The organism is Achromobacter mucicolens, from assembly GCF_029866465.1.
Lineage (GTDB): Bacteria > Pseudomonadota > Gammaproteobacteria > Burkholderiales > Burkholderiaceae_B > Achromobacter > Achromobacter mucicolens.
Genome location: NZ_CP123364.1, coordinates 608,443 through 625,886, shown reverse-complemented (window position 1 = coordinate 625,886; position 17,444 = coordinate 608,443). Strand labels below are relative to the sequence as shown.

Genomic DNA, 17,444 nt, shown 5'->3' with positions numbered 1-17,444 from the left:
ACCCGGGATATTACTCCTTTGTATCAGGCCGAAACTCGAATGCCGTTCAACAAAAGCCTCAAAACCGCCCATTTTTTTGTAAAAAACGTGTGGTTACTAGCACAAACCCTGAAACTCGCCGAATGCCATTCGGCACCGGCTTCCCTCCTAACTCCTGCCCGACAGCGCCACGCCCAGATACTGGCCGAACGCGCCCTCGGTCAGGCGAAACCACGGCATCTCGCTGTCGCGAAAGCCCATGTAACTATCGTGCAATGCCTTGAATCTGGGGTCTTTGGCGCTTAAGTCCTTGTAGACCTGTTGCGAAGCCTCGAACGCGGCATCCATGATGGACCGGGGAAAAGCCCGCACTTGCGCGCCGTTGGCCGTCAGTTGAGCCAGCGCCTGCGGATTGAGCGCGTCATAACGCGCCGTCGCCGCGGTGTGCGCGGCCAGCGCCGCGGACTGCACCACCGATTGATAATGTTTGGGCAACTGGTTCCAGGCTTCGTCGTTGATGTAGAGCGAGAGCTGTTCACCGCCCGCCCACCAGCCGGGTGCGTAGTAATACTTAGCTACTTTATTCAATCCGAGCTTGGCGTCCTCATAGGCGCCCGCCCCGGCCACCGCCTGCAGCCCCTCTTTTTCAAAGGCCTGTGCCAAGGCGGCGAGCTCGACCTGCTGGGGCGCCACGCCAAGCCGGGACAGCACCTCCCCCGCCAGGCCGTCCACCCGCATCTTCAGGTCTTTCAGGTCGCCTTCGCGCTTGATTTCCTTGATATACCAGCCGCCCATCTGGGCGCCGGTATTGCCCAGGGGAAAGTTGATGATCTTTTCGGGCTTGAAGAGTTCGCGCGTCAGGCGCAGGCCCTCGCCCTCGCTCATCCAGGCATTCATCTGGCGCGCGTTCAGGCCGAACGGAACGGCCGCATCGAAGCTGAACGCGGGATTCCTGGCGTGGTAGCGGCGCGAGGACACATGGCCGCATTCCACCTTTTTGGTGGAGACCGCTTCCATCAGGTCGGCGGCGGCAACGACTTCGCCATCCGGGAAGTGGCGGATGTTGAACTTGCCTGCGGTGGATTCGGCGACGAACTTGCAGAAGCTCTCGGCCGCGCCGACGCGCAGGTCCAGCGCGCTGGGAAAGCCCGAGGACAGGCGCCAGCTGATCGAGGGCATGTCCTGGGCGAACGCGGGCGAGCTGACGGCGGCGCCGGCGACGGCGCCCAGACTGGCGCGCTTCAGGAATGAACGTCGTTGCATCACTTTGCTCCTATACAGCAACACCCGGGACTTCGAGCAATACCCGCCGGATATTACACGCTGGCGAACACAGGAACGGCTAGAGGAAATCCCGGAAAGGCAAGGGATTGCAAAGCGGGCAAAACAGGAGCCGGCGGCGCGCGGCGCGCCGCCGGCGGGCGCGATCAGGTGCCGGCAATGGCCATCTGCTCGATGAGGATGGAGCCGGTGGTCTTGGTGCCGCGCGAGATCGTGTCGGCGCCCACCGCGACGATCTGCTGGAACATGTCGGCCAGGTTGCCGGCGATGGTGACTTCCTGCACCGCGTGCTGGATCTGGCCGTTTTCGACCCAATAGCCGAAAGCGCCGCGAGAATAGTCGCCCGTCACGTAGTTGACGCCCTGCCCGATCAGCTCGGTGACGAGAAAGCCCGTGCCCAGCTTTTTGAGCATGGCTTCGAAATCGTCGCCGCGCTGGGTCTGCGTGGAGCTGAAGACCAGGTTGTGCGAACCGCCGGCGTTGCCGGTGGTGGTCATGCCCAGCTTGCGCGCAGTGTAGGACGACAGGAAATAGCCTTCCAGCACGCCGGCCGAGACCACGTTGCGGCGGCGCGTGCGCACGCCCTCGTCGTCGAATGGCGAGCTGCCCATGGCGCCGCGGATGTGCGGATCCTCGACCAGGTTGATGTGCTTGGGAAAGAGCGGCTTGCCCAGCGAATCGACCAGGAAGCTCGCCTTGCGGTACAGCGCCCCGCCATTGACGGCCTGCGTCAGCGCGCCGACCAGGCCCAGCGCCAGCGGCGCCTCGAACAGGACCGGGAATTTGCCGGTGCGCACGCGGCGGGCCGACAGGCGCGACAGCGTGCGTTCGGCGGCATAGCGGCCGATGGCTTCGGGCGAGGCCAGCTTGGCCGGGTCGCGTTCGGACGAATACCAGTAGTCGCGCTGCATGCCGTTGCCGCGACCTGCGATGGGCGCCACGGACAGGCTGTGGCGCGAGTACGGGTAGCCGCCCAGAAAGCCGCGCGTGTTGCCCATCACGAACTGGCCTTCGTACGTGCCGACGGTGGCGCCGTCGGTATTGGTGATGCGCGAATCGACCTCGCGGGCGGCGCGCTCGGCGCGCAGCGCCAGTTCGGCCGCTTCCTCGGTGGAAACGGTCCAGGCGCGATGCAGGTCCAGATCGGGGAATTCCGTGGCCAGCTGGTCGGCGTCGGGCAGGCCGGCGGCCGGGTCGGCAGCGGTGTGGCGAGCGATGTGCCAGGCGGCTTCGACCGTCTGGCGCAGCGCGGCCTCGGAAAAGTCGGACGTCGAGGCCGAACCGCGGCTTTGGCCGGCGTAGACCGTCAGGTCCAGCGCCCGGTCGCGGGTTTGCTCAACGGTTTCGATGTCGTTCTTGCGTACCGAGACGGACAGTCCCAGGCTTTCCGAGACTTCCGCGGCGGCGTCGGAAGCGCCGATCTGGCGCGCGTAGGCCAGGGTTTGCTCGACAAGTTCGGAAAAACGCGCGTGATTCGCCGCCAGCGGCAAGGATGAGGAGGTTTTAACCATTGCAGTCCAATTTGCAGAGACGGTTATCATAGCCAAGTCTGTCATTGCGCAGTTTTCCATGAATTCCCATCCCCAAGAAGATTCCGTCGACGACGGTTACGACGAGAACGGCTACGACCGTCCCAGCAAGTCCCAGGTCAAGCGTGAAATGCACGCTCTGCTGGACCTGGGCAAGCAATTGATCGCGCTGTCGCCCGAACGCCTGAAGCAGTTGCCGCTCGAAGAGCGCCTGTACGAAGCGATCCGCATGGCGCAACGCACCACCGGCCGCGAAGGCCTGCGGCGCCAGGTCCACTTCGTCGGCAAGCTGATGCGCGATGCGCCAGCCGACGTCATTCGCAAGCAACTCGACGTCTGGGAGAACGGCTCCCGCGAGGAAACGGCCGCCATGCACCGGCTGGAAACGCTGCGCGACCGGCTGCTCGAGGACGATGACGCCTTCACGCGCCTGCTGAACAACAATCCGCAGGCCGACGTGCAGCAACTGCGCACGCTGATCCGGGCCGCCCGCAAGGAAAAGCTGGCCAACGCCTCGCTGTTGCAGGGCCAGGAGCCGCAAAAGAAGCATTACCGCGCGCTGTTCCAGGCCCTCAAGACGCTCACCCTCTAATTGCCTACTGCCCATCCATGACCGCAACCGACCTGCTCGACTGCATCGAGATCGAAACCGCCCCCAACCCCACGCACGCCGTGATCTGGCTGCACGGACTGGGCGCCGACGGCAACGATTTCGCGCCCATCGTGCCGGAGCTGCAGTTGCCCGCCGGACTCGGCGTGCGCTTCGTGTTCCCGAACGCGCCCGTGCAGCGCGTGACGATCAACAACGGCATGGCGATGCGGTCCTGGTACGACATTCTGGTGATGGACCTGGTGCGGGTGGAAGACGGCCGCGGCATCCGCGCCTCGGAAGCGGCCATCCACAAGCTGATCGCGCGCGAAAACGCGCGTGGCATTCCCACATCCAACATCGTGCTGGCGGGTTTTTCACAGGGCAGCGCCATGACGCTGCACACCGGCCTGCGGCTGAAAGAAAAGCTGGCGGGCATGATGGCGTTGTCGGGTTATCTGCCGCTGGTGGACAGCGCCGAGGCCGAACGCCAGCCCGCCAACGACGACACGCCCATCTTCATGGCCCACGGCCAGTACGACCCGGTCGTGTCGCTGGCGCGCGCCGAAGCGTCGTTGGGCGAACTCAAGCGGCTGGGTTACGACGTGCGCTGGCACACGTACCCGATGCCGCACTCGGTCTGCGCCGAGGAAGTGGCCGATATTTCGGCCTTCCTGAACGAAGTCCTGGTGTGATGCGACGGGCAGCCTAGGGACGATGGCGGGCGGCGCCGCGCGCGGCCCGTGTTCCTGGCCGATGGGCGCCAAGCGCGTCCCCGCCTACGATGGATTGAGCCCGCCTCAGCGGCTCGAAATCTTATTCTGTATACCAACTGGTATTCCAGCCTCGAATTTTCGGGGCAGCGACAACGCACGTCCATAGAGAAAAACGCCAACCGCAAAACGCTTGTCGCCTGCTTGTCTTGAATATAGTATTCGATCCAAGCCTCACCGGCCCGGGCGTGCACTGTTCGGGCTTCCCTGTTGTTGTAGTCGATCCATCCCATTGGCCGTGTCGCGCCGATTGTCGGCGCGGCATTCAAGACGCAGGAGAAAGTCCCGTGAAGACCTCGCCCTTGCCCCGCCTGGCAGGCGCGGCGCTGCTCGCGCTGCTTGCCCCTTTGGCCGCTCAGGCCGAAGCCCTGAATCCCCCCGTGAAGGTGCGATACGAAGAGGTGGTGCGATCCATCCTGTACGTGCCCAAATACGTCGCGCTGTCGCAGGGCTACTTCAAGGACGCCGGCCTGGACGTGTCCATGAAGACGTCGCAAGGCACCGACAAGGGCATGACCGCCCTGTTGTCGGGCAGCGCGGACATCGTGCTGATCGGGCCCGAGGCGTCCATCTATGTGCAGAACAGCGAATCGCCGGTCAAACCGAAGATCTTCGCCGGCCTGACCGCCACCGACGGCTTCTTCCTGCTGGCGCGCAAGCCGGTCGACAAGTTCGACTGGTCCATGCTCAAGGGCAAGGAGGTCATCGGCTTTCGCCCAGGATCGAATCCCATCGTGTTCCTGGAAACCGCGCTGCGCAAGCACGGCCTGGATCCGCAGAAGGACGTGAAGCTGCTCAACAACATCGGCATCCCCGCGCGCGCCGGCGCCTGGATGGCGGGCCAGGGCGAATACGGCATCTTCCTGGAGCCCGAGGCCGGCGAGCTGGTGCGCAACGGCAAGGGGCACATCGTCGCGTCCGTGGGACATGAGGTGGGCCAGGTGGACTACACGGTGTTCACCGCCACCGACAAGTACATCCGCGACAACCCCAAGGTCATCCAGGCCTGGACCGACGTGGTGGCGCGCGCCGAGAAATACGTGAAGGACACGCCCGCGGCCACGCTGGCCCCGCAGATCATGACCTTCTTTCCCGGCATGGATCAGGCCGCGGTGACCGAGGCGATCGAGCGCTACAAGCAATATCAGATCTGGAAGACCACGCCGCTCGTGACGGCGCAGGCGATGACGCAGCTTCAGGACATGCTGATCGCCAGCGCGGTCATGAAGGACAGCGCCCGCGTGAAGTACGAGGACGTGGTGATCGCCGACTTTGCCAAGAAGGTCCAATGATGGGAGCCGCCATCCACAACCTCAAGCCGGCGCCCGCCACGGCCAAGATCGAACTGCGCGACGTCTGTCTGTCGTACTTCACGCCGGAAGGCGAGACCGAAGCGCTGTCCAACGTGTCGTTCAGCCTGGCGCCGGGCGAGTTCGTCAGCCTGATCGGCCAAAGCGGCTGTGGCAAGAGCACTTTGCTGTCGCTGATCGCAGGCCTGATTCCCCCGACCTCGGGCGCGGTGCTGGTCGACGGGCAGGCGGTGACCAAGCCGAACGCGCGCATCGGCTACATGCTGCAGCAGGACTACCTGTTCGAGTGGCGCACCATCCTGGACAACGTGATGCTGGGCGCCGAGATTCAGGGGCGGCGCGATGCGCGCAGCGAGGCGCGCGCCGTGCACCTGCTTGAAAAATGCGGCCTGGGCGCGTTCCTGTCGCACACGCCGCGGCAGCTCTCGGGCGGGATGCGCCAGCGCGCGGCGCTGGCGCGCACGCTGGTCACCGAGCCCGACGTGATCCTCTTGGACGAACCGTTCTCGGCGCTGGACTCGCAGACCCGTCTGGCCATCTCCGACGAAGTCGTGGACATCCTGCGCCGCGAGAGCAAGACGGTGGTGCTGGTGACGCACGACATCGGCGAAGCCATCGCCATGACCGATCGCGTGATCGTGCTGTCGCGCCGGCCCGGGCGGCTCAAGAGCCAGTACCGCATCCACTACGGCGACGGCCAGGTCCGCCCCACCCCGTTCCAGGCGCGTTCGCGGCCGGAATTCAACACGTACTTCAAACAGCTCTGGGACGAGCTGGACGTCCATGTGGAGGGCTGAGCCATGAACGCGCCGATTGCCAATACCGTCCCGCTGCGCGCCGTGCCCGGCCCCAGCGAAAAGTACCTGAACTACCTGCGCCGCGACCGCGCGCGCCGCCGAAACATCCGTGTGGCCCAGGCGCTGCTCCTGGTCGTTTTCTTATGCGCATGGGAAATCCTGCCGCGCATGCACATCGTCAATCCGCTGCTCACCAGCTATCCCAGCGCGCTGTGGCCTACCTTCATCGAACTGTGGAATCACGGCAGCCTGGGCAAGCACATCATGACGACGCTGTCGGCCACGCTGGTGGGCTTTGTGCTGAGCATGGTCATCGGGATCGTGGTGGCGGCCGCACTGTGGTGGTCCGAGTTTCTCTATAAGGTGCTCGACCCCTTCCTGGTGGTGGCCAACGCCATGCCCAAGATCGCGTTCGTGCCCATCTTCTACCTGTGGCTGGGGTCAGACTATGCGGTGTACGGCATGGCGGTCGCCATCGCGGTGTTCGTGACCATCATGGTGGTGTATGCGGGGTTCCGCGGCATCGACCTGAACAAGGTCAAGCTTGCCCACACCTTTGGCGCCAGCCGCTGGCAGGTGCTGACCAAGGTCGTGCTGCCAGGCAGCGTGCCGACGCTGATCGCGGCCGTGAAGATGAACATCGGTCTTGCGCTGGTGGGTGTCATCGTGGGCGAATTCCAGTCGGCGGATTCGGGGCTGGGCTTTCTCATCATGAACGGCAGCCAGGTGTTCAAGCTGAACATCGTCATGACCGCCATCGTGATGCTGGCGCTGATCTCCAGCGTCATGTACCTCATCATCTACCGCGTCGAGTCCGCCGTGGCGCGGCGTTACGGCTAAGGAGGCAGCATGGAATTCCCCCAATGGGTGAAGGATCGCGTCGTAGCCCGCCAGGGCTGCCTGCATCCGTATGACGAGCTGCCGGCCGCGCGCACGGCGGTGGTCGTGATCGACATGCAGCAGTACTTCCTGCTGCCCGGCTACCAAGGCGAATGCGCCCCGGCGCGGGAAATCATCGGCCCCATCAACCGCCTTTGCAGCGCGGTGCGCGACGCGGGCGGCGTGGTGGTGTGGGTGCAGACGGCCTCGGACAACGCGGATGTGTTCTGGTCGCATCACCACGGCGTGATGCTGACGCCCGAACGCAGCGCCCGCCGCCTGGAGACGCTGCGCCGCGACTCGCCCGGCTTTGCGCTGCATCCGGACCTGCATGCGCAGGCCAGCGACCTGCGGGTCGTCAAGCGCTTCTATAGTGCGATGGCCCCGGGCTCGTCGGAGCTGGAGCCGGTGCTGCGCGGCCTGGGCGTGGACACGCTGCTGATCGCCGGCACGGTCACCAACGTGTGCTGCGAATCCACTGCGCGCGACGCGATGATGCGGGACTTCCGGACCATCATGGTGGACGACGCGCTGGCCGCCGTGACGCCGGCCGAGCACGAGAACGCCCTGCACGGGTGGATGCTGTTCTTTGGCGACGTGCTGTCGGTGGACGAGGCGGCCGCGCGGTTGACGCCCGCGCAGCCGTCCCGCAAGACCGCCTGAACCGTTCCGGCGGCCGCGGGCCTTAAGCCAGGTTCAGCCAGACCCGGCGCATGGTCGGGTCTTCGGGGTCGGGATCGTTGGTAAAGCCCAGGCTGGTCATCAGCGCCAGCATGGGCCGGTTCGTCGACAGCACCAGGCCGTCGATGTATTCCAGCCCCTGCTCGCGCGCGGCGTCGATCAGCGCCGTCATGAGCTGACGCCCCAACCCGCGCCGCTGCCAGTCGTCGCCGATCACCAGCGCGTATTCCGCGCCGCGGCCATCGGGATTGCGCAGGTAGTGCGCAAAGCCCACCAGCACCTCGCGCGGATGGCCGCGATTAGCGGGATTGGGCACCTGCGTGGCCGCCACCAGCGCGAGTTCGCGGTGGTAGTCCACCTGGGTGTAGCGCGACACCATGCGCGGCGTCAGTTCACGCATCATCGACACGAACCGCATGTAGCGCGAGCGCTCCGACAGGCCGCGGATGAATTCCTGCAACGCCTCGCCGTCTTCGGGACGGATGGGGCGCAACACCCACGGAATGCCGTCTGCAAATCGGCGCACCTGCACCAGCCGGGCCGGATACGGGTGGATCGCCATGTGCGGATAGCCGGTGGTCTGCGGCGAGGCGCAGCCGGGCGTCTCGGTCAGCGTCATGCGCAGGCCGCCCGCGCGCAGGTGGGTTTCGCCTGCGTAGAGGGGATCGATGTCGAGCGTTTCGATATCGGGAAGTTCGGACACCAGCTCGGACACCAGCACCAGCGCCTGCTGCAGCGCCTCGGCGGCCATGTGGCCGACCCGCGGCGCCAGCACGCGGCGCCACAGCCGGCTGCGCTCGATGAGCTGGCGCGCCAGGTAGCCGTTGAGCGGCGGCAGGTCCATGCCGCGATCGGCCAGCGATAGCACCGCGTCCGGCCCGCCCGCGCCAAACCGGATGACGGGGCCGAACTTCGGATCGCGCCGCACCCGGATCGCCATGGGGCGGGATTCCGCTTCGCCGCGCGCCGCATCGGCAGAGAATTCGCTGAGCGGCACGTAGAACAGCGCCAGCAGTGTGCGGATCTCAGACGTGTTCAGCTCGCGCCGGCATTCGGCGCGCACCCGCGCAAGAATCTCGCGGGCGGCCGTCAGGTCGGGCACGTGGCTCGCGGGTTCGGGCGGCTGCGTCTGCAGCAGCAGTTGCTGGTTGTAGTGGTGCGAGGCCAGCACGCCGAAGGCATCGGCGGCCGATTCGGGCGTACGGAATGCCGACGTGCCGGCGTCGTCCAGCATGCGCCGCAAGGGCCGCATGCCCGCGTCGCCCATGAAACAGGTCACCACCGGCTTCTTGGCCGACGGCGCGATCTGCGCCAGCTCGCGCGCGACGGCGGGCATGTCGGCCAGGGCGTCGGGCGCCAGCAGCACCAGCACGCCGTCCACGCCCGTGTCGTCCAGGACAACGTCGAGCATGGCGCGAATGCGCTCGGGCGTCATGGGCAGGTAGGTGATGACGGGGTTGGCGATGGCGGCGTCGGGCTCCAGCATGTCGGCCAGCGCGCGCTGCGTGGCGGGCGCGAGGTCCGCGCGCAGCACCGCGGCGTCCGGGCCGATCAAGTCCATGGCGAGCTGCGGAGGCCCGCTGCCGTTGGAGATCAGTGCAACGCGGCGGCCCTTGGGGCGGCGCGTGTAGCCCAGCACCTTCACGGCCGAGAACAGCTGCACGAAGTAGCGCACGCGCACGGCGCCGGCCCGGCGCAGCGCCGCGTCGAAGATGGCATCGCTGCTGTCGGCGTCCGAGCGCCCTGCCTTGAGCACGATGACCGGCTTGATGCTGGCCGCGGCCCGCAGCGTGCTCATGAATTCGCGCGCGGGTCCGACGTCTTCAAGGTAGAGAACGATGCTGTCGGTGCGGGGATCGCTGGCCAGGTAGTCCAGCAGCTTGGGCAGGCCGACCACGGCCTCGTCGCCCAGCGACACGGCGGTGGAAAAGCCGATGTGCACGTCCTCGGCCCAGTCCATGACGGCGGCCATGATCGAGCGCGACTGCGCCACCAGCGCCACGCGGCCGGCGCGGGCCAGCACCGGGTGCTGGCTGAAATTCAGGCCCGCGTGCGGCCGCTGCGCGCCGAAGGACCGCGGCCCGAGGAGTTCGCAGTGGTTTTCCTCGGCCCAGGCGCGGCACAGCGCCAGCGTGCCGCGCGGGTATGGGTCGGGCAGTTCGTGGGGCAGCAGGATGACCGCGCGGGGCGACAGCGGCGCCAGCCGGCGCAAGGTTTCCGGCAGCACGGCGGGCGAGACGCAAACCAGGGCCAGATCAGGCCGTTCGCCCGCTGCCAGGCCTTCCAGCCTGTTCGGCAGGTCGGGCGCCGCGCCGGGTTCGACCGTGACGACCGTGGTCTTCGCCTTCAGGGCGGGAGACAGGGAACTTGCCGCGGGCAGCGGCCGATCGGCCACGATCACCAGCGAGCCGGGTTCGAACATGGGCGCAAGAGCGTGTCTCAACATGGGGAGGTCGGGCCAGGGCCTGTTCACACTAATCTAAAATAGCGTTCATCGTATCAAGACAAGCCCGCTGTCCGCTTGATGAGGACACTGCCCGACGCCACTTTGTGGCGCCGCAGCCGCTAACACTGCCACCTATGACTTCCAACGCCTCTACTCCCATTCGCACCCGCTTCGCGCCTTCGCCCACCGGTTTCCTGCATTTGGGCGGCGCGCGCACCGCGCTGTTCTCCTGGGCCTTCGCGCGCCATCACAAGGGCACTTTCGTGCTGCGCATCGAGGACACGGACGTCGAGCGGTCCACGCCGGAAGCCGTGCAGGCCATCCTGGACAGCATGGAATGGCTGGGCATGCAGCCGGACGAGGGCCCGTTCTACCAGATGCAGCGCATGGACCGGTACCGCGAAGTCGTGGCCCAGATGCTGGCCGCCGGCACTGCCTACCACTGCTACAGCTCGCCCGAGGAAGTCGAAGCCATGCGCGAAGCCGCCCGCGCCCGCGGCGACAAGCCGCGCTACGACGGCACCTGGCGCCCGGAACCCGGCAAGACGCTGCCCGCCATCCCCGAAGGCCGCAAGCCGGTCGTGCGCTTCAAGAATCCCCAGGAAGGCGCCACGTCCTGGAACGACATGGTCAAGGGCACGATCAGCTTCGACAACACCGAGCTCGACGACCTGATCATCGCGCGCCCCGACGGCACGCCCACCTACAATTTCTGCGTCGTGGTCGACGACTGGGACATGGGCATCACGCACGTGCTGCGCGGCGATGACCACGTCAACAACACGCCCCGCCAGATCAACATCCTGCGCGCGCTGGGCGCCACGCTGCCTGAATACGGCCACGTGCCGATGATCCTGGGCCCGGACGGCGAAAAGCTGTCCAAGCGCCACGGCGCGGTCAACGTCATGGAGTACGACAACGAGGGCTACCTGCCCGAGGCCATGATCAACTACCTGGCCCGCCTGGGCTGGAGCCACGGCGACGACGAACTCTTCTCGCGCGACCAGCTGGTGTCCTGGTTCGACACCAAGCACCTGTCCAAGTCCGCCTCGCAGTGGGATCCCAAGAAGCTGAACTGGGTCAACGCCCACTACATCAAGCAGATGGACAACGCCGAACTGGCAGAGCGCGTGGCCACGCGCGTCGCGGCCCGCGGCGGCTACCCCGAAAAGATCGATCTGCCGGGCGTCATGGGTCTCTTGAAGGACCGCGCCGAAACGCTGGAGCAGCTGGCCGACGGCGCCATGCTGTTCTGCGGCGAATTCAAGGGCGCGCCGGCCGACCTGGCCGAGCAGCACCTGACCGCCCCCGCGCGCGAAGCGCTGGCCGACTTCGCGCAGCGCGCCCAGGATGCGGAATGGTCGCACGAAGCGCTGTCCGCGCTCATCAAGGGCGTGCTGGCCGACCGCGGCCTGAAGATGCCGCAACTGGCCATCCCGCTGCGCGTGGCCGTCACCGGCCAGACGCAGACGCCTGCGGTGGATGCGGTGCTGGCGCTGCTGGGCAAGGAAACGGTGCTCAAGCGGCTGTCGGCGATTTAAACCCGGGTGTCAGACACCCTTTGATGAGCCGCCGCAAAGTCACGGGCATCTCATCAGGGTGTCAGACACCCTCCGAAAGCCTGCTGCCCAGGTGTCTGACACCCTCGAGAGCTAACGCCGCAAACCCGTGAGGGTCTCGGCAGGGTGTCTGACACCTGCATAAGCCTGCCGCCCTGGTGTCTTCAATCCGGCGTGACGCAACGCCGTTCACGCCCGCTGCATCGCGGCCCTCGCCTTCAGCGCCCGGGCAAAGAACGCCCCCAGCAGCGGCAGCAGCACGGCCGAACCGCCGAATAGCGCGGCCGCGCCGATCTCGTCCACCACGGCCCCTGCCAGCGCCACGCCCGCCGCCTGCCCCATGAAGAGGCACGAGGCAAACCATGCCACCGCCGTGCCGCGCGCAGACGGCACCATCTGCGTGGCGTTCGTCTGCAGCGTCGCGTGCAGCAGGTAATAGCCGAAGCCCGCCAGCACGCTGGCCGCCAGGCTCCATATCCAGACCGGTCCCAGCCAGTACGACAGGAACGCCACGCCCAGCACCAGTCCGCCCGCGACGGCCAGGCCGCGCTCGCCCAGCCGTTTCAGGATGCGGCCCGCGACAACCGTATAGATCAGTCCGCCCACCGCATACACGGCGACCAGCGCGCCTGCGGCCGTCAGCGAGATATCGAATCGCTCATGCAGGTACGAGGGTGCGAACGCGAGTGCGCCGAACACCAGCAGCCCTTCGATGAACACCGTCGCCAGCACTACGCGCGCCCACGGCGCGCTCAGCACCAGCCGCGCCTGCGCGACGAATCCCTGGCGCGCCGCCCCCGGATCGATCTGCGCGAAGCCCGCCGCGCGCTGGCGCCGCACCTCCAGGTGCAGCAGCACGCCCACGATCAGGTAGCCCGCCACCAGCGCCATGAAGGCCCAGCGCCAGCCGACGGTATCGGCAAACAGGCCGCCCGCAAGCTGGCCGGCCGACATGCCAAGGATGGTGCCGGTCAGAAAGCGCGCCAGCGTCGCCTGCCGGCGCTCATAAGGAACGTTGTCGCCGATCCAGGCCATGGACAGGGGCACGATGCCCGCGCCTGCCGCCCCCGACAGCGCGCGGCAGAACACCAGCATGTCGAGCGATTCCGCCATGACGGCGCCCGCGCTGCCCAGCGCACACGCCACGGTCGCCACGCTGACGACGCGGTACTTGCCGTAGCGGTCGCCCACCGGCCCGAAGAACATCTGCAGCACGCCGTAGGCCACCGCAAATGCGGTGACCGCGCGCGCGGCCTGGCCGGTGGTGGTGCCGAATTCCGCCGCCAGTTGCGGCAGCATGGGATCACAGATTCGGAAAGCGCTGGCGCTGACGAAGGCGGCCAACGCGAGCAGCGCGATCGCGCGTGCTTCGGAGGACAGGGCGGGCATGGGAAACCGGCTGCGGGGCGAAAGTCGAAGCCCGCACCTTACCGCAGCCTGGCCCGCTTGGCTTGACCGCCGGGCGAAATGTCCGCCCGGCGCAACGGTCAGTAGGCCAGTCGGTAGCCCGCGGGCATGCGGCGCGCGGTCAGCAGCATGCCGCCCGACTTCAGTTCGCGCAGCGACAGCTTGGACTGCTCGACCTTCTCGACGCGGTAGCGGTTCAGATAGATCGGATCGGTGGGATCCACCGGCTCGCCCGCCGACTTCGTGGTGCGCATCGTGTAGACGCCGTCCGCCACGCTCCAGCAGCCCGTCTCGCGCAGCGCGGGACGCGTCTTGCGGCCGATCTTGAGCAGGGATTCGTAGGACATGGTGCCGTCGGCGGACAGCACGATCAGCGACTGCATGTCGCCCGCCACATCGCGCGGACGCGAATTGGACAACCAGGTGCCGATCATCGGGTCGCCAGTCTTGGCGGGCGTGCAGGCCACCGGCTTGGGCGGTTCAGCGGGTTGGGCCTCGGTGATGGCGGCTGGCTTCCTGGCGGCGCAACCGGCCAGGATCACGATGGCGCAGGCAATGCCTGCCGTACGCAAAAACACACTGCTCATGACTTCCTCAAGACGTCCGCCGACGCGCCGCGCCGATCACACCGGCCCGTCCCAGGCGCAGCGGACTTCACGCACTCTAAATAGGCGTCAGGGAAGAATCAACGACGATCCGCGCCGTGTGCAAATGCGCAACAGTGCGGGTGCGGACGCGCCCGGAATCCGCGCGGAAACCGCAAAAATGCGTTGGTTTCTAGCGACAGCGGCTCACCCGCGACGCGCCTTCTCGCGCAGCATTTCCTCCATGCGCGCGGCGGCCGGAGACAGGCTTCTGCCGGCCAGACGGGCAATGCCCAGCTCGCGTTCGATGCGTGGCCGCGACAAGGGCACAAACGCCAGTCCCGGCGAATCCGGCGGCACGCCCAGGCGGGCCAGCACCGTCACGCCCACGCCGCGCTCCAGCATGGCCAGCAGCGACATCATGTTGGAGACGAACACCTGCCGGTCCAGCATGAACGCCGCTTGCGGATGACCGGCAAGCTGGCGGTGCGCAATGGTGCCCACCAAAGGCAGGTCGGCGATTTCGCGCCACGTCACGGACTTGCGGCCAGCCAGCGGATGGCCGCGATGGCAGACCAGGCCAAAGGCGTCGCGCATCAGCGGTTCGAACGACAGGCGGCGGTCGCGTGACACGGTGCTGCACACGCCCAGTTCGACCTCGCCCGCCAGCACCATGCGCTCGACCCCCTCGGAGTTGTCGTCGAACAGGCGCAGCGACACCGCGGGATACTGCGCCCGGTAGGCGGCCACCAGTTCGGGCAGCCAGTGCGTGGCGGCGGACGCAACGGACGCCATCGTCAAGCTGCCGGCGCCATTGTTGGCAAGCCCCGACAAGGCGCCGGCGACCCGGTCGTGGTGGTCAACCAGTTCACGCGCCAGCGGCAGGCAGTCTTGCCCGAAGCGCGTCAGCGTGCCGCGGTTGCCGGGCTCGAACAGCGGCTGTCCCAGGCGTTGTTCCATTTCCCGGATCGACAGGGACAACGCGGGTTGGGATCGGAAAGCCCGGACGGCTGCGGCGCGAAAGCTGCCCAGCTCGGCGACCAGCAAAAAATGCCGGTAATGGGAAATGGAGAGATCGGGAAGCGGGCGCATGGGGCGACGGATTAGTAGAACTTATCAATCCATATGAAAAATAAAGTTTTCTGATCATAGGCCGCCTCTTAAGATGGCCGCAATATGCCTACCGCCAACCTTATCTCTCCCCCCGCCACGGACCCGCTGGACTTTGGCGTGGCCGATCGGCTGCCCGTGCGCGATGCGGGGCATGGCCGCCTGCGCATCGGCGCCGTCCCGCAAGACGGCCGGCCCGGCCTGTTGTTCGTGCCGGGCGCCTACCACGGCGCCTGGTGCTACGCGCACTATCTGGATTACTTCGCAGCGGCCGGTCTGGCGTGCGCGGCGCTGGACATGCGCGGCCACGGCGACCTGCCGCAAGACGCCGGATTTCCGAACGTCACCATCGAGGACCTGGGCCAGGACGTCGTCAGCGCCCTGGATGCGCTGGAGGCGCCGACCGTTGTCGTGGGCCACAGCATGGGCGCGTTGCCGGCGCTGCTGGCCGCCAGCCAGCGGCCCGTGGCTGGCGTCGTGCTGCTGGCGCCCTCGCCTCCGGGCGATCTGCCCGGTGCGCGGGGCTTGCCTGCCGTGCCCGGGGCAGCGCCGCGCGCCGCCCCCGGCGAGGCGGAAATCCGCTCACGGTTTCTGGCGACCACGCCTGACCGGGACGTTCGCGCGGTGGCGCGGCGCCTGTGCGCGGAAAGCCCCCAGGTTCTGAACGATAGGTACCTGCTGCGCGTGGCTATTGGCCCGGCATCGATCCGCGCGCCCGGCCTGTGCCTGGAAGCCGGACTGGATACGCATGACCGGCATCCGCCGGGACAGGATCAAGCCATTGCGCGGCGCTACGGCTTTTCGCATGCCCGGCTTGCCGGACAACCCCACTGCATGATGTACGCAGATCATTGGCAGATCAGCGCCGGCGCCATCCTGGACTGGCACCGAACGCAATTTGGCTGATCACCAGCAAGATAAACACGACAACGACAACGACGCGCCCAAGCGCACTCAGGAGACAGACATGACCATTTTCCGCTTGCTGCGTCCGGCGCTCGCCGGCGCCTGCCTGCTGTGGGCCGCGGCCTCGCACGCCGCCGGCTGGCCCGATAAGCCCGTGACGATCATCGTGCCCTCCGCGGCGGGCGGCGCGGCCGACCTGACCGCCCGCACCTTCGCGCAGTATTTGGGCGAGAAGACCGGGCAGACAGTGATCGTGGAGGATCGCCCCGGCGCCGGCGGCATCGTGGGCACCAACGCCAGCAAAAGCGCCGCGCCCGACGGCTACACGTTCCTCTTGTCCACGAACTCCACGCATTCGGCCAATCAGTTCCTGTACAGGACGCTGCCGTACGACGCGCAAAAGGATTTCGTGCAGGTCGGCATGCTGGGCACGTTCGGCACGGTGGGCGTCGTCTCGCCGGACAGCCCGTACCGGACCGTGCCCGAATTGGTCGAGTACGCCAAGAAACATCCGGGCGACGTCTTCTTCGGCTATTACAGTTCGTCCTCCCAGGTGCCGTCCGAACTCTTCAAGCAGCGGGCCGGCATCAACATCACCGGGGCGGCGTACAAGAACATCACGCAGATCATCACCGACCTGCGCGGCAAGCAGATCGGCTTCGCGTTCGTGGATTACCTGACCGCCATGGGCCAAATCGACGGCAAGGGCCTCGTCCCCATCGCCGTGACCGGCGCCCGGCAGCATGATGCCTGGCCCAGCGTGCCGACCATGGCCACCTACTATCCTGACTTCGTCGTGGCGGGTTGGCTGGGCCTGTCGGCGCCCGCCCGCACGCCACCGGAGATCGTCGCCAAAATGAACGCCTACCTGCAGGCCGCGGTGCAGGACGACGCCACGGCGCGCAAGCTGCGCGCCTTGGGATTGACGCCGGAAGCGATGGACGTGGCGCGCTTTGACGCGTTCGTGAAGGAAGACACGGCTCGCTGGAAGGAATGGATCCGGATCGCCGGCATCCAGCCCCAATAAACCTGTCCCTTTGCACTGCGGCGCGCCCTTTCTCTCTATCTATATAGAGAAGGCGCGCCTTTCTACAGCGGCAGCCGCTGCTCGTGCTTGATTTCACGCAGCGCCACAATGGTGCGCGTCTGCCGGATGCCCGGCATGTTGAACAGGAACCGGTGCAGGAAGCGATCGTAGGCTTCCGGACTTTCCACCAGGATCTTCAACAGGAAGTCCGAATCGCCGGTCACGGCATAACACTCCAGGATTTCCGGGGCATCGCGCACCGACCGCTCGAAGTTCTCGACCGTGTTTGCCGAATGCCGCTCCAGGCTGATCTGCGCAAACATGCAGCCCAGCCCCACCTTGCTGCGGTCGACCTGGGCGCTGTAGCCCTGGATCACCCCGCTCGCCTCCATCGCCTTCACGCGCCGCCATACAGGCGCGGCGGACAGCCCCACCTTCTCGGAAAGCTGCTGCGCAGAGGCCCGGCCATCTTCCTGCAGCGCCTTGAGGATGCCGATATCGGTCTTGTCCATTCGTTTGTCTCCTGGTTTTCTTGAAATACGAAATGTTCATTGCGAATTATAGGGATAGCACGATCCAAAAACGCA

16 protein-coding genes are annotated in these 17,444 nt (G+C 66.6%); 9 read left to right on the top strand and 7 right to left on the bottom strand.

Going from position 1 to position 17,444, the window contains the following annotated elements:
* Nucleotides 1-147: 147 nt before the first annotated feature.
* Both QEP15_RS02810 and pmbA read right to left on the bottom strand, forming a co-directional pair.
* Nucleotides 148-1,242: a TRAP transporter substrate-binding protein gene (locus QEP15_RS02810; protein WP_142051299.1), complete on the bottom strand. Its 1,095-nt coding sequence runs from the start codon at nucleotides 1,240-1,242 to the stop codon at nucleotides 148-150.
* 164 nt (nucleotides 1,243-1,406) lie between these two features.
* Nucleotides 1,407-2,771, bottom strand: coding sequence for a metalloprotease PmbA (gene pmbA / locus QEP15_RS02805; protein WP_056327831.1), 1,365 nt, complete (start codon nucleotides 2,769-2,771; stop codon nucleotides 1,407-1,409).
* 58 nt (nucleotides 2,772-2,829) lie between these two features.
* On the opposite strand from pmbA, the gene yjgA reads away from it, so the two are divergent.
* The 6 genes from yjgA (at nucleotide 2,830) to QEP15_RS02775 (ending at nucleotide 7,800) form a co-directional block, all read left to right on the top strand.
* A complete protein-coding gene (yjgA, locus tag QEP15_RS02800; protein WP_062841595.1) occupies nucleotides 2,830-3,381 on the top strand; it encodes a ribosome biogenesis factor YjgA in 552 nt (183 codons plus the stop codon).
* 17 nt (nucleotides 3,382-3,398) lie between these two features.
* Nucleotides 3,399-4,073 (top strand): alpha/beta hydrolase, encoded by a 675-nt coding sequence (locus QEP15_RS02795; RefSeq protein ID WP_279214487.1) that lies wholly within the window; start codon nucleotides 3,399-3,401, stop codon nucleotides 4,071-4,073.
* 365 nt (nucleotides 4,074-4,438) lie between these two features.
* A complete protein-coding gene (locus QEP15_RS02790; RefSeq protein WP_180100357.1) occupies nucleotides 4,439-5,443 on the top strand; it encodes an ABC transporter substrate-binding protein in 1,005 nt (334 codons plus the stop codon).
* Entirely contained in the window at nucleotides 5,443-6,258 is an 816-nt protein-coding gene (locus tag QEP15_RS02785; RefSeq protein ID WP_280148883.1) for an ABC transporter ATP-binding protein, read from the top strand. The genes QEP15_RS02790 and QEP15_RS02785 overlap by 1 nt, the downstream gene beginning before the upstream one ends.
* Nucleotides 6,259-6,261: 3 nt before the next feature.
* Nucleotides 6,262-7,098 (top strand): ABC transporter permease, encoded by an 837-nt coding sequence (locus tag QEP15_RS02780; protein WP_056327827.1) that lies wholly within the window; start codon nucleotides 6,262-6,264, stop codon nucleotides 7,096-7,098.
* A gap of 9 nt (nucleotides 7,099-7,107) precedes the next feature.
* Nucleotides 7,108-7,800: a cysteine hydrolase family protein gene (locus tag QEP15_RS02775; protein WP_152383340.1), complete on the top strand. Its 693-nt coding sequence runs from the start codon at nucleotides 7,108-7,110 to the stop codon at nucleotides 7,798-7,800.
* 22 nt (nucleotides 7,801-7,822) lie between these two features.
* On the opposite strand, the gene QEP15_RS02770 is transcribed toward QEP15_RS02775, so the two are convergent.
* The gene (locus tag QEP15_RS02770; RefSeq protein ID WP_280148408.1) at nucleotides 7,823-10,264 is read right to left on the bottom strand and encodes a bifunctional acetate--CoA ligase family protein/GNAT family N-acetyltransferase; all 2,442 of its coding nucleotides are present in this window, start codon (nucleotides 10,262-10,264) and stop codon (nucleotides 7,823-7,825) included.
* A gap of 134 nt (nucleotides 10,265-10,398) precedes the next feature.
* Here QEP15_RS02770 and gltX point away from each other — a divergent pair, with 134 nt between their 5' ends.
* Entirely contained in the window at nucleotides 10,399-11,805 is a 1,407-nt protein-coding gene (gene gltX / locus QEP15_RS02765) for a glutamate--tRNA ligase (protein WP_280148407.1), read from the top strand.
* A 207-nt stretch (nucleotides 11,806-12,012) separates the two neighbouring features.
* Here the strand turns inward: gltX and QEP15_RS02760 are convergent, their stop codons facing one another.
* The 3 genes from QEP15_RS02760 to QEP15_RS02750 form a co-directional block, all read right to left on the bottom strand.
* Complete coding sequence (locus tag QEP15_RS02760; RefSeq protein ID WP_280148406.1) at nucleotides 12,013-13,212, bottom strand: MFS transporter; 1,200 nt, start codon at nucleotides 13,210-13,212, stop codon at nucleotides 12,013-12,015.
* A gap of 98 nt (nucleotides 13,213-13,310) precedes the next feature.
* Complete coding sequence (locus QEP15_RS02755) at nucleotides 13,311-13,817, bottom strand: hypothetical protein (RefSeq protein ID WP_056327822.1); 507 nt, start codon at nucleotides 13,815-13,817, stop codon at nucleotides 13,311-13,313.
* Nucleotides 13,818-14,021: 204 nt separating this feature from the next.
* Nucleotides 14,022-14,906 (bottom strand): LysR family transcriptional regulator, encoded by an 885-nt coding sequence (locus QEP15_RS02750; RefSeq protein WP_056327821.1) that lies wholly within the window; start codon nucleotides 14,904-14,906, stop codon nucleotides 14,022-14,024.
* Nucleotides 14,907-14,990: 84 nt separating this feature from the next.
* Between QEP15_RS02750 and QEP15_RS02745 the strand changes: the two genes are divergently transcribed.
* Complete coding sequence (locus QEP15_RS02745) at nucleotides 14,991-15,830, top strand: alpha/beta hydrolase (protein WP_217618994.1); 840 nt, start codon at nucleotides 14,991-14,993, stop codon at nucleotides 15,828-15,830.
* Between the two features lie 61 nt (nucleotides 15,831-15,891).
* Nucleotides 15,892-16,857, top strand: coding sequence for a Bug family tripartite tricarboxylate transporter substrate binding protein (locus QEP15_RS02740; protein ID WP_217618993.1), 966 nt, complete (start codon nucleotides 15,892-15,894; stop codon nucleotides 16,855-16,857).
* A 62-nt stretch (nucleotides 16,858-16,919) separates the two neighbouring features.
* Here QEP15_RS02740 and QEP15_RS02735 read toward each other — a convergent pair whose 3' ends face one another.
* Nucleotides 16,920-17,369, bottom strand: coding sequence for an Lrp/AsnC family transcriptional regulator (locus tag QEP15_RS02735; protein WP_008159001.1), 450 nt, complete (start codon nucleotides 17,367-17,369; stop codon nucleotides 16,920-16,922).
* Nucleotides 17,370-17,444: the final 75 nt, after the last annotated feature.